10 protein-coding genes are annotated in these 11,908 nt (G+C 55.2%); all 10 read left to right on the top strand.

The window, feature by feature from the left end; translation table 11 throughout:
- The 10 genes from WFP70_RS19825 to WFP70_RS19780 all read left to right on the top strand — a co-directional run bounded on the left by WFP70_RS19825 (position 1) and on the right by WFP70_RS19780 (position 11,807).
- Positions 1 to 1,053, top strand: coding sequence for a GlxA family transcriptional regulator (locus WFP70_RS19825; RefSeq protein ID WP_034824021.1), 1,053 nt, complete (start codon positions 1 to 3; stop codon positions 1,051 to 1,053).
- 296 nt (positions 1,054 to 1,349) lie between these two features.
- Positions 1,350 to 2,651, top strand: coding sequence for a serine hydroxymethyltransferase (gene glyA / locus WFP70_RS19820; protein ID WP_337024226.1), 1,302 nt, complete (start codon positions 1,350 to 1,352; stop codon positions 2,649 to 2,651).
- Between the two features lie 41 nt (positions 2,652 to 2,692).
- Entirely contained in the window at positions 2,693 to 3,943 is a 1,251-nt protein-coding gene (locus tag WFP70_RS19815) for a sarcosine oxidase subunit beta family protein (protein WP_034824016.1), read from the top strand.
- A gap of 23 nt (positions 3,944 to 3,966) precedes the next feature.
- On the top strand, positions 3,967 to 4,335 hold the full coding sequence (locus tag WFP70_RS19810) for a sarcosine oxidase subunit delta (protein ID WP_034824015.1): 369 nt from the start codon (positions 3,967 to 3,969) through the stop codon (positions 4,333 to 4,335).
- Complete coding sequence (locus WFP70_RS19805) at positions 4,332 to 7,370, top strand: sarcosine oxidase subunit alpha family protein (RefSeq protein ID WP_337024225.1); 3,039 nt, start codon at positions 4,332 to 4,334, stop codon at positions 7,368 to 7,370. The genes WFP70_RS19810 and WFP70_RS19805 overlap by 4 nt, the downstream gene beginning before the upstream one ends.
- A complete protein-coding gene (locus tag WFP70_RS19800) occupies positions 7,363 to 8,001 on the top strand; it encodes a sarcosine oxidase subunit gamma (protein ID WP_337024224.1) in 639 nt (212 codons plus the stop codon). The genes WFP70_RS19805 and WFP70_RS19800 overlap by 8 nt, the downstream gene beginning before the upstream one ends.
- 81 nt (positions 8,002 to 8,082) lie before the next feature.
- Positions 8,083 to 8,949 carry a formyltetrahydrofolate deformylase gene (gene purU / locus WFP70_RS19795; RefSeq protein WP_160867568.1) on the top strand — a complete coding sequence of 289 codons (867 nt, stop codon included), beginning with the start codon at positions 8,083 to 8,085 and terminating at the stop codon, positions 8,947 to 8,949.
- Between the two features lie 12 nt (positions 8,950 to 8,961).
- Positions 8,962 to 9,996: a GlxA family transcriptional regulator gene (locus WFP70_RS19790; protein ID WP_337024223.1), complete on the top strand. Its 1,035-nt coding sequence runs from the start codon at positions 8,962 to 8,964 to the stop codon at positions 9,994 to 9,996.
- A gap of 406 nt (positions 9,997 to 10,402) precedes the next feature.
- Positions 10,403 to 10,564 (top strand): hypothetical protein, encoded by a 162-nt coding sequence (locus WFP70_RS19785; protein WP_155287984.1) that lies wholly within the window; start codon positions 10,403 to 10,405, stop codon positions 10,562 to 10,564.
- Between the two features lie 187 nt (positions 10,565 to 10,751).
- Positions 10,752 to 11,807 carry an NAD(P)H-dependent flavin oxidoreductase gene (locus WFP70_RS19780; RefSeq protein ID WP_337024222.1) on the top strand — a complete coding sequence of 352 codons (1,056 nt, stop codon included), beginning with the start codon at positions 10,752 to 10,754 and terminating at the stop codon, positions 11,805 to 11,807.
- The last annotated feature ends 101 nt before the right edge of the window (positions 11,808 to 11,908 follow it).

The raw sequence follows: 11,908 nt of genomic DNA, 5'->3' as shown, positions 1-11,908 counted from the left end.
ATGACTTCCCGTAACAAACCCAATGAACAGGCAACGCCGCTGTCGGTCGGTTTCGTCCTGCTGAACCGCTTTACGCTGCTACCGTTTGCGGCTTTTGTGGATTGCCTGCGTCTCGCCGCCGATGAAGGCGATCGCAGCCGTCAGCTGCGCTGTAGCTGGACGTTTATGTCCAGCTCTGGCAGTGAAGCGACTTCAAGCTGTGGCGCGGTGATCTCGCCCTGTGAAGCCCTCAAGAACCCGGAACATTTTGACTACATCGTGGTGATTGGCGGGGTGCAGGATGAGAAGGACAAAACCGATCATCGCGCGCTGGATTATATTCGCCTTGCCGCGCAGTTTGGCACGCCATTGGTCGGCTTATGTACCGGTGTCTTTGCATTGATTCAGGCTGGCGTCATGAAGGGAAAAGAGTGTTGTGTCAGCTGGTATCACCATGGTGATTTACAGCGGCGTTTTCCCGATATCACCCCGGTAGCCGATCGCATCTTTGTCGATGAAGGCAAGCTGATTACCTGTGCCGGTGGCGTGGCGGCGGCGGATGTTGCCGCGCATCTGATTGAACGCCATCTGGGCCGCGCATGGGCGATAAAAAGTCTGCATATCATGCTGATTGATGAAGCGCGCACCACGCATCATCCGCAGCCGCAACCGGTGATCTTCGAAAAAATAAAAGATCGCATGGTGCGCAGTGCCGTTGATGTGATCTCCCAACATATGGGCGAGGTGATTTCGGTTGAGCAACTCGCGCAACGCCTCAATACCTCGCGACGCAATATTGAGCGTAAATTCAAAGATGAGCTGGGTGTCAGTCCACAACGCTTCGCACGTGACTTACGACTGCGTTATGGTCTTTGGCTACTGCTGTACAGCGCGAAAACAGTGACAGAAATTGGCGAGCGCTGTGGCTTCTCCGATACCGCGCATTTTTCCCGCCATTTCCGCGATGCCTTTGGTTATCCTCCCAGCCTGGCACGCAAGCAGGCCGCATTGCGCGATCAGCAGCATGTCGATCCATTCTTTATTCATATTGATAGTGCAATTGAAGGGCGTTGATTTCAGCGCTCTCGTTATTTCATTGTTGCTGCACAAAATGATTACCCACTGATTTACTTAATTTTTTCCTCCCACCCGATTTAAGCATTTCCATTCAGACATCACATTTTCTTATCCAATCGTGATGCACCTCAAACAATACAAATCACCTTCAAATATTAAATTATTGATAAATAAGGGTTGTCGCGATTTTGTCATATTAAATGTCGCAAACGTTCAAGCTTGCACCCGGCGATATTCAGTAGTGTGAAAACGTACTGAATTTGGCCACTAATCCTGATGATGAGGGTGTAGCAATGAATGCAAATGATTTGAACAGTCCCGATCCACAACTGTTTGCCGCCGTAGTGGGTGAGCTGGTGCGACAGGAAACACACATCGAATTAATCGCCTCGGAAAATTATGCCAGCTCCCAGGTCATGTCGCTGCAGGGCAGCCAGCTCACCAACAAATATGCTGAAGGCTATCCGGGGAAACGCTACTACGGCGGCTGCGAACATGTCGACACCATCGAACGTTTAGCGATTGAACGCGCCTGCCTGCTGTTTGGTGCGGATTACGCCAACGTGCAGCCCCATTCCGGTGCTCAGGCGAACGCCGCGGTGTTTATGGCGTTGATCAAACCCGGCGACACCATTCTCGGCATGAGCCTGGCGCACGGCGGTCACTTAACCCATGGCGCCGCACCGAATGTCTCCGGTAAGCACTACAACGCCGTGCAATACGGTTTGAATGCCGAAACCGGTGAGATTGATTATCAGGAAGTGGAGCGCCTGGCAAAAGAGCACCAGCCGAAACTGATTGTGGCCGGTTTCTCCGCTTACTCGCGCATTGTTGACTGGAAACGCTTCCGCGAAATCGCCGATAGCGTTGGCGCCTGGCTGATGGTGGATATGGCGCACGTCGCCGGTCTGGTCGCTGCGCGCTGTTATCCCAATCCGTTGCCGCATGCACATGTGGTGACCACCACTACGCATAAAACCCTGCGCGGTCCGCGCGGTGGCCTGATTCTTTCAGCGAACGGTGATGAAGCGCTTTACAAAAAACTCAACTCTGCGGTGTTCCCCGGCCAGCAGGGCGGCCCGTTGATGCACGTGATTGCCGCTAAAGCGATGGCCTTCCGTGAGGCGATGGAGCAGGACTTCATTCACTACCAGGCCAAAGTGATCGATAACGCCAAAACCATGGCGAAAGTGTTCATCAAACGCGGTTACGACGTGGTGTCAGGTGGTACCGATAACCATCTGTTCCTGGTCTCGCTGATTGGTCAGGAGATCACCGGCAAAGAGGCCGATGCTGCCCTGGGCCGCGCGCATATCACCGTGAATAAAAATTCCGTGCCCAACGATCCACAAAGCCCGTTTGTCACTTCTGGTTTACGCATCGGCACGCCAGCGGTGACCACGCGCGGCTTTGGCGAGAAAGAGTGCGAAACCCTGGCGGGCTGGATTTGCGACATCCTTGATGTGCTGGCGTTGAAACAGAACAGCGACAACATCGAAGCCTGGGTGCGTTTCAACGTATCAGAGCTGTGTGCCAGACATCCGGTGTATGGCGAACATTCACCGCAGGCTATCGCCAAAAAAGCCATTGCCTGACCATTTTTCCCGGCTCAGGCCGGGAGTTTTAGGAGACGAGTATGCAACGTTTTTCTGGTTTCGGGCTGATTAGCCACGGACTGAGTTATCATGAAAACTGGCAGCGTATGTGGCGCAATCCCACGCCGAAAAAGTCCTACGACGTGATCATCATCGGCGGGGGCGGACATGGCTTAGGGACGGCTTATTACCTGGCAAAAGAGTTTGGTATCCGCAATGTAGCCGTGATCGAGAAAGGCTGGCTGGGCGGCGGAAACACCGCGCGCAATACCACCATCGTGCGCTCAAATTATCTGTGGGATGAAGCTGCCGCACTGTTCGAGCACTCCGTGAAATTGTGGGAAGGGCTGACTCAGGAGCTGAACTACAACGTGATGTTCTCGCAGCGTGGCGTGTTGAATCTCGGACACACTCTGCAGGACATGCGTGATATCCAGCGACGCGTCAACGCCAACCGCCTGAATGGCATCGACGGTGAAGTCCTCGACACTCGCGGCGTACAGGATCTTGAACCGCTACTGGATTGCTCTGCTCGTGCACGTTTCCCAATCATGGGCGCTTCATGGCAACCGCGCGGCGGTGTGGCGCGTCATGATGCGGTGGCGTGGGGCTTTGCTCGCGGCGCAGATGCGCATGGTGTGGATATCCTGCAACAGACCGAAGTCACCGGCCTGATGATCCGTGATGGCCAGATTTATGGCGTGCATACCAATCGCGGTGATATCGAAGCGAAGACGGTGGGCTGCGTGGTGGCGGGTAACTCGGGCGTGCTGGCCAATATGGCCGGTATCAAACTGCCGCTGGAATCACATCCTTTGCAGGCGCTGGTCTCCGAACCGCTCAAACCGGTGGTCAACACGGTGGTGATGTCGAACCACGTACACGGTTACATCAGCCAGTCCGATAAAGGCGATCTGGTGATTGGTGCGGGCATTGATGGTTACACCGGTTACGGCCAGCGCGGCAGCTATCCGATTATTGAACACACCCTGCAGGCGATTGTTGAGATGTTCCCGGCCTTCTCGCGCGTGCGCATGAACCGCCAATGGGGCGGCATTGTAGATACCACGCCAGATGCCAGTCCGATCATCTCGAAAACCAAGGTGAACGGCCTCTATTTCAACTGTGGCTGGGGCACCGGCGGCTTTAAAGCGACACCGGGATCGGCGCACGTGTTTGCCGCCAGTCTGGCTAAACGTGAAATGCACCCTCTGGCGGCACCGTTCTCTATTGACCGTTTCCACACCGGCGCTCTGGTGGATGAGCACGGCGCTGCGGCCGTTGCGCACTGATTATTGTTCGGGAGAAAGACAACATGTTTCATATTTATTGTCCGTGGTGCCAGGAGCATCGCGAAGAAGAAGAGTTTCATGCCAAAGGCCCGGCACATCTGGCGCGCCCTAAGGATCCGGAAGCTTGCAGTGACGAAGAGTGGGGCGACTATTTGTTCTTCCGTGATAATCCACGCGGCGTGCATCACGAACTCTGGGTGCACGCGGTGGGTTGCCGAAAATTCTTTAATATCACGCGCAATACCGTGACCTACGAGATCCTGGAAACCTACAAAATCGGTGAGCAGCCGGGCAAAAATGTGCAGGCAGAAGTGGTGACATTACCGGTGCGGCAGGAAGCACGAGAAGCCGCCAACGAGAACGTGAAAGTGCAGGCCGGAGGCGCATCATGAGCCAGGTCAATCGCCTCAAACAGGGCGGTCGCATCGATCGCAGCCGTAAAATCACTTTCACCTTTAATGGCAAAACGCTGGAAGGTTTCGTTGGTGACACCCTGGCATCAGCACTGATCGCCAACGGCATTGATGTGGTCAATCGCAGCTTCAAATACTCCCGTCCACGCGGCATCGTTGCGGCTGGCGCGGAGGAGCCGAATGCCGTGGTACAGCTCGGTGGCGCGGAACAGGAGCAGATCCCCAACGTGCGTGCTACCCAACAAGCGCTCTACCAGGGGCTGGAAGCCGCCAGCACCAACGGCTGGCCGAACGTCGATCGCGATCTGATGGGCGTGGTAGGCAAAATCGGTGGGCGTTTTATGCCGCCAGGTTTCTACTACAAAACCTTTAAACAGCCGGCGTCGATGTGGAAAACCTACGAAAAATATATTCGTAAAGGGGCCGGTCTGGGCCGTAGCCCAACTGTCGCCGATCCCGATATTTATGATCACTTCAATCAGCACTGCGATGTGCTGGTGATTGGTGCTGGTCCAGCCGGACTGGCTGCGGCGCTGGCCGCAGGGCGCAGTGGCGTCCGCGTGATTCTGGTGGATGAGCAGGAAGAGATGGGCGGCAGCCTGCTCGACAGCCGTGAAATCATTGATGAGAAAGGCGCTGCGCTGTGGGCCCGCGATGTGCTGCAAACCTTGCAGGCGCTGGACAACGTGCAGCTGCTGGCAAAAACCACCGCCAACGGCTATCACGATCACAACTTTATCACGCTGCTAGAGCGTCGCACCGATCACCTGTCGATCACCGCGCCAGTTATCAAGGGGCACAAACAGGCGCGTCAACGTATGCACCGGGTACGTGCCGGACGGGTAGTGCTGGCCACCGGTGCGCATGAGCGTCCATTGGTGTACAGCGGCAACGATATTCCCGGTAACTATCTGGCGGGTGCCGTTTCCACCTATATCCATCGCTATGGCGTCGTGCCAGGCAACAAACTGGTGGTCTCCACCAGCAATGATGACGGCTACCGTGCCGCGCTGGACTGGCTGGATAGCGGGTGTGAAGTGGTGGCAATTGCTGATGCGCGTCCGAGTCCGGACGGCGAGTTGGTGAAACAGGCGCGTCTCAAAGGCATCACCATCATGACCGGCAGCGCGGTGATTGAAGCGCAGGGCGCAACGCGCGTGCGCAGTGTCGATATCGCCCGCATCAACAGTGAGAGCTTTGTGGTGGTTGGTAGCGCCACGCGTCTGGTGTGCGACACCGTCGCCAGCTCGGGTGGCTACAGTCCGGTCATCCATCTCGCATCACATACTGGCGGGCGCCCGCAGTGGCGTGACGATATCCTCGGTTTTGTGGCGCCGCAGGTAAAAGGGATGATGGTAGTGGGAGGCGCGCAGGGCATCTATAGCTTGCCAGACGTGCTCAGCAGCGGTTTCGAGGCGGGAAAACGTGCCGCTGAAGAAACCGGAGGCACACCGCAACCGATGGCGCTGCCGCAAACACGGGCGCGTCGTGATGGCCCGGCGCAGGCGCTGTACCAGGTACCGCACATGAAAACCACCATGCGCGCACCGAAACAGTTTGTCGATTTGCAGAATGACGTAACGGCCGCTTCCATTGAGCTGGCTACGCGTGAAGGCTTTGAATCGATTGAACATATCAAACGTTACACTGTCATGGGTTTCGGCACCGATCAGGGCAAACTCGGCAACATCAATGGTCTGGCAATTGCGGCGCGGGTATTGAACCGCAGCATTCCTGACGTTGGCACCACCATGTTCCGCCCCAACTATACGCCTGTGGCCTTTGGCGCAGTGACCGGACGCCACTGCAACGAGCTGTTCCAGCCGGAGCGCTATACCGCGCTGCATCAGTGGCACGTGGAAAAGGGCGCGATGTTCGAAGATGTTGGGCAGTGGAAGCGCCCATGGTACTTCCCGCAGCGCGTCAATGGCCAACTGGAGACGATGCACCAGGCGGTGGTGCGCGAATGTCGCGCAGTGCGAGAAAGCGTTGGCGTACTCGATGCCTCAACCCTCGGCAAAATCGATATTCAGGGGCCGGATGCGCGTGAATTCCTCGAACGCGTCTACACCAATAAGTGGGCCAAACTGCCGGTGGGCCGTGTGCGCTACGGCCTGATGTGTCGCGACGATGGCATGGTGTTTGATGACGGCACCACCAGCTGCCTTGGCCAGAATCACTTCCTGATGACCACCAGCACCGGCAATGCCGCCACCGTGCTGGAGTGGCTGGAACTCTGGCACCAAACCGAATGGCCGGAACTGCAGGTTTACTTCAACTCGGTCACCGATCACTGGGCCACCATCACTGTCACCGGGCCTAAAGCCCGCGATCTGCTGGCGGAGTTCAGCGATATCGATTTAGCGCGAGACAGCTTTAAGTTTATGGACTGGCGTGAAGGCAAGGTGGCGGATGTCCCGGCTCGCGTGTTCCGCATCTCGTTCACCGGCGAACTGGCGTATGAAATCAACGTGCAAGCCAACTATGCGTTGCATGTCTGGCAAGTACTGTTCGCGCACGGCAAGAAATACAACCTCACCCCTTATGGGACAGAAACCATGCACGTATTGCGTGCGGAGAAGGGGTTCATTATTGGCGGTCAGGACACCGACGGATCAATGACACCGCACGATCTCGGCATGGAGTGGTGTGTGGGCAACGACAAACCGTTCTCGTGGATCGGCAAACGATCGCACACCCGATCCGATGTGCTGCGCGAGGATCGTAAACAGCTGGTGGGGCTGTTACCGAAAGATCCTAAAGTGGTGCTGGAAGAGGGGGCGCAGGTGGTGTTCGATCCGCAGCACGCGGTGCCTGTGCCGATGTATGGCCACGTCACCTCCAGTTACTACAGCCCGACGCTGGACAGCGGCTTTGCCATGGCCGTGGTGACACGCGGACATCACCGCATGGGCGAAACCGTCTGGCTCGCCAGTTCAGACGGTCAATTCACTGAAGCCAAAATTGTTAGCTCCGTGTTTATCGATCCAAAAGGAGAGCGCCAGAATGTCTGAGACCCTCACTGCCAACCTCTTTAATGCACATCCTGTGACGCCGGGGATGGGCGAATCTCCACTGGTGTGGAGCTATATCAAAACGGGTGTTCCCACGCTAGCGGGCGCCTCGGATATCACATTGCGCGAGCGCGCTGACCTCGGTCATCTGACGCTGCGCGGATCGGCTATCGAGCTGGATAAAGCGCTGCGTGCCGTATTGCAGCTCTCTCTGCCCGCGCAGCCTTTATCCCTGACGCAAGCCGGTGCATACAGCGCGCAGTGGATGTCACCGGACGAGTGGCTGCTGATTGTGCCGCAGGGTGAAGAGTATGCGATTGAGCAGCAGTTACGCGCTGCGCTCGGCGATGCGCACTACGCAATTGTGAACATTGGCGGCGGGCAAACCTTGCTGGAGTTGCGCGGTGAACAGGCGATCAATCTGCTGAAAAAATCGGTGGTGTATGACGTTCATCCGCAGAATTTCCCGGTAGGTAAAGGTGTGATGACCTGCTTTGCCACCATCACGGTGATCCTGCGTCGCCCAACAGAAGATCGTTGGGAGCTGGTGGTGCGCCGCAGTTTTGCGGACTACAGCTATCGCTGGCTACTGGATGCCGGCGCGGAATATGGCATTAGCGTGCTGTCCTGATAGGACATCGTCGTCAATTTTACGCGGTGGCCTGCAGGTCACCGCCATTCGGCTCAGTTGCCAATGATGTGAGGGTCTTTTATGAGTCGTAGTAATGCCAACTGGATTTTGACCGCCCAATGCCCGAGTAAACTGGGCAGCGTGGACGTAGTCACGCGCTTTCTGAAAGAACAGCGTTGTTACATTAATGAGCAACACAGCTTTGATGACAAATGTGCGCAGCGATTTTTCATCCGCACTGTATTTGAACCGCAGACCGACAACTTTGATGCGGCGGCATTTCGTGATGAATTCAGCACGCGCGCGGCTGACTTCGCCATGTCGTTCGAACTCACCGAACCCGGCTATAAAGTGCCGGTGGTGATCATGGTGTCGAAAACCGATCACTGTCTCAACGATCTGTTATATCGCCATCGCGCCGGTAAGTTGGCCATCGATATCAAAGCGGTGATCTCTAACCATCCGCTGCTGGAGCCCATCGTGGCCTGGCATGGTTTGCCTTACCACTATTTCCCGGTATCTGCGGCGAATCGTGCGGAACAGGAGCAACAAATCTGGCAGGTGGTACAGGAGACGGGGGCGGAACTGGTAGTGCTGGCGCGTTACATGCAGGTGATGTCGGCGGAGATGTGTCAGAAGCTGTCGGGTCGTGCCATCAACATCCATCACTCCTTGTTACCCGGATTCAAAGGGGCCAGGCCTTATCATCAGGCCTATGACAAGGGCGTAAAACTGGTGGGGGCCACCGCGCACTTCATCAATGAAGATCTCGATGAAGGGCCAATTATCAGCCAAAAAGTCGAGGTGGTGAGTCATGCCGATTACGCTGACGATCTGGTGGATAAAGGGCGCGATATCGAGCGCTTAACGCTGGCACATGCGGTCTCGTGTTATGCCGAGCGCAGAGTGTTCCTGTATGAAAATCGCACCGTGGTGTTTTCACGGTAAGGTGCAGTGGAGATGGACAATTATCCGAATCCAGCCACTGACGAACCGGCATTGCCGCTGCGGCCTGACATTCGCATCGGCTTTGTGCTGATCAACAAGTTCACGCTGCACTGCGTGTCAGAACTGATCGAACCCATCCGCTTTGCGGCGGATGTGTCTTTTCTCAGTCGTCAGATTTTCTGTCAGTGGGAGTGGATGAGCTGTGACAATCAGCCTGTAACATCCAGCTGTGGCTTGCAGATTACGCCAACCGCGCCTTTTAACCTGGACGATCAGTGGGATTACGTGGTGTTTGCCGGTGGCCTGCTTGATGAGACGCGCGATTCGCCTGCGTGGCTGCTGGAAGCGATGCGGTCACTTCAGGCGCGGCGTATCCCCATTATTACCCTGTGCAGCGCCACTTTTATGGCTGCTCAGGCGGGTTTGCTGGAAGGCAAGAAGTGTGCGATTCACTTTACGACGCGCGATGAATTTCGTCAGCGCTTCCCTTCGGTGACGCCGGTGATCGATCAAACCTATCTGAGTGACGGCGGGATAATTTCCTGTCCGGTTGGCACCGCGCGCGATTTGGCCATGGATATCATCCTGCAGCATTGTGGTGAATTGCGGGCGAAGAAAGTGCAGAAGTACTTGCTGGTGGAAGAGAGTAAAAAGCGGCAAAGCAGCACAGCACGCTCCAGCATGGGCGGGGAGCTAAAAAACTATGATGATGAGCTGGTGAAGCGCACCGTTGCGTACATGCAGCAGCATCTGTCTTCGCCTGAGCCGTTGCAAACCCTGACGCATGCCATGCAGATTAACCTTCGTCAGCTGAACCAGGCATTTTTACACAGCACCGGTGATACCGCGGCTGTTCACTGGCGCAAAATGCGGCTGGAGCATGCGCGAAAATTAATGACCAGCAGTAATGTGAGTATTAACAGTGTCGCGAAATCATGCGGTTTTTCTGATGCTTCACATCTTATTTCCTGGTTCCGAAAACAGTATGGTGAAACGCCCGCCGATTATCGCAAACGACGGCGGGATGTTGAGAGATTAATTCAATAATCCTCACTTTTTTGATGTAAAGCCCACACGCTATCAATGCGGGGTGGGCTTTATTATTTTCACCGCTTATCTGAATTTCAAAGCGTGAGATTCGGTATAAAGAAAAACATCAATCATGTCCCATTTCACAAAAATAAGAAAAGGATATGAATGAATTGTTAATAAATTATATCGTTGATAATATTGGTATTTGTCTGGTGGTGGGTGATAAATATTATATTGATGTGAATTTTTATATTATTTCCACTCTGCTGTCAGGTTGACCAGCATTGCGTGCTGATGCAATTATTCCCTTACGAATTCACGGATATACTGTGAGGCTGAAATGAAAGGGTCAACCTGTAATCTGATAGCGCGCACGGCACTCCCGCATAAGGCATATGGAAGGCATCGCGCCAAAGGAAGTGTGAAGAAAATTGATGTGATATTCTGCGCGGTAAGTAATGGCATCATTGAAAATTCCTACATCAAACCGGGTAAAAGCCTGTTGCGTCTCGGCAAAGCGCTGTGGAATTTAATTGCCGCGCCCAATGCAAAAGATGAAGAGAAACGCAAATTCAATTATTAACTCTCCAGAGGGCGCAACTTGCCCTCTCTGTTTATCTCCTGCGATTTAGTCTCATTCCCTCGTTTGGTTTACCGTTCTACGTTGCACGCTGTGCTGTTGAGGTTCCTGGCCTGCATTTGGGGTTGATTTCTCTGCCGCAGAAGGGGAGTTTAGGTTTGCCCAACTGCAAAATCAAAGGAATAGCAACATGACGAACGCCCTGTGTCAGGCGCTTCAGCTGCAATACCCGCTTATTCAGGCACCGATGGCGGGCGTCTCCACCCCTGAAATGGCCGCCGCCGTCACCAATGCCGGTGCGCTAGGTTCTATCGGTGTGGGGGCCTCTACTCCCGAACAGGCAGCTGTGATGATCGCGCAAACGCAGGCGCTCACCCGAGGCCCCATCAACGTCAACCTCTTTTGCCATGCGCCAGCGGTACGCGACGTTGAACGCGAGCAGGCGTGGATTAATCGCTTTGCGCCATTGTTTGCGCGTTATGAAGCCGAGTTACCTTCGGCTCTCTCGGAGATCTATCAAACCTTCCTGAATAATGACGCGATGCTCAGCGTGATTGAGCAGGCGGCGCCGGCAGCAGTGAGCTTTCATTTTGGCATCCCTTCCGCGGCAGTGATTCAACGACTCAAGGAACGTGGGATCGTGTTGCTGGCCACCGCGACCAGTGTGGCAGAAGCATTGACCATCGCGCGCAGCGGCATTGATTTCATCGTGGCGCAGGGGATTGAAGCAGGCGGGCATCGCGGGCATTTTGATCCTCAGGCTTTCGACCATCAAATGTCGACCTTCACCCTGGTGCAGGCGATCCGTCAGCAAACTTCGCATCCGGTGATTGCGGCGGGTGGCATCATGGAGGGTTCAGGTATCGCTGCCATGTTGCAACTGGGCGCAAACGGTGTGCAGTTGGGTACCGCCTTTGTGTTATGCCCGGAATCGGCGGCAAACGCGGCGTATCGCGCGGCAATGAAACAGGCCAGTGCAACCGGCACCGAACTTACTGCTGCGATTTCTGGACGTCAGGCGCGCTGTCTACGCAATGATTTCTGCGATTTTAGTCGTGACTTCGCCACCAGTGATGTACCGGATTATCCATTGACCTATGCGCTGGGCAAAGCGCTTGCCGCTGCCGCTGCGGCGAAACAGCACCACGGCTTTGGCGCGCAGTGGGCTGGGCAGGGTGCAGCGCTGGCACGTGAAATGCCTGCGGGTGAGCTGATTAAGACCTTAGTTCGTGAATGGCAGGGTTGAATAAGCAGCAGCTGAAGAGGTGGTCGCACATAAAATGTGTTCTCACCAGCAGGCGCTATTTTTGAGTGAGAAGCTGCTTTCAAGGGTGATAAGTCACCCTT

It is taken from the genome of Pantoea sp. USMM079 (assembly GCF_037153115.1).
Lineage (GTDB): Bacteria > Pseudomonadota > Gammaproteobacteria > Enterobacterales > Enterobacteriaceae > Pantoea > Pantoea communis.
The sequence above is the reverse complement of the archived record's forward strand: the minus strand, read 5'-3'. Positions and strand labels throughout refer to the sequence as shown.

Bases quoted from the DNA above. Each gene is read 5' to 3' on its own strand.
- WFP70_RS19825 (WP_034824021.1), top strand. From the start codon at position 1: ATGACTTCCCGTAACAAACCCAATGAACAGGCAACGCCGCTGTCGGTC.
- glyA (WP_337024226.1), top strand. From the start codon at position 1,350: ATGAATGCAAATGATTTGAACAGTCCCGATCCACAACTGTTTGCCGCC.
- WFP70_RS19815 (WP_034824016.1), top strand. From the start codon at position 2,693: ATGCAACGTTTTTCTGGTTTCGGGCTGATTAGCCACGGACTGAGTTAT.
- WFP70_RS19810 (WP_034824015.1), top strand. From the start codon at position 3,967: ATGTTTCATATTTATTGTCCGTGGTGCCAGGAGCATCGCGAAGAAGAA.
- WFP70_RS19805 (WP_337024225.1), top strand. From the start codon at position 4,332: ATGAGCCAGGTCAATCGCCTCAAACAGGGCGGTCGCATCGATCGCAGC.
- WFP70_RS19800 (WP_337024224.1), top strand. From the start codon at position 7,363: ATGTCTGAGACCCTCACTGCCAACCTCTTTAATGCACATCCTGTGACG.
- purU (WP_160867568.1), top strand. From the start codon at position 8,083: ATGAGTCGTAGTAATGCCAACTGGATTTTGACCGCCCAATGCCCGAGT.
- WFP70_RS19790 (WP_337024223.1), top strand. From the start codon at position 8,962: ATGGACAATTATCCGAATCCAGCCACTGACGAACCGGCATTGCCGCTG.
- WFP70_RS19780 (WP_337024222.1), top strand. From the start codon at position 10,752: ATGACGAACGCCCTGTGTCAGGCGCTTCAGCTGCAATACCCGCTTATT.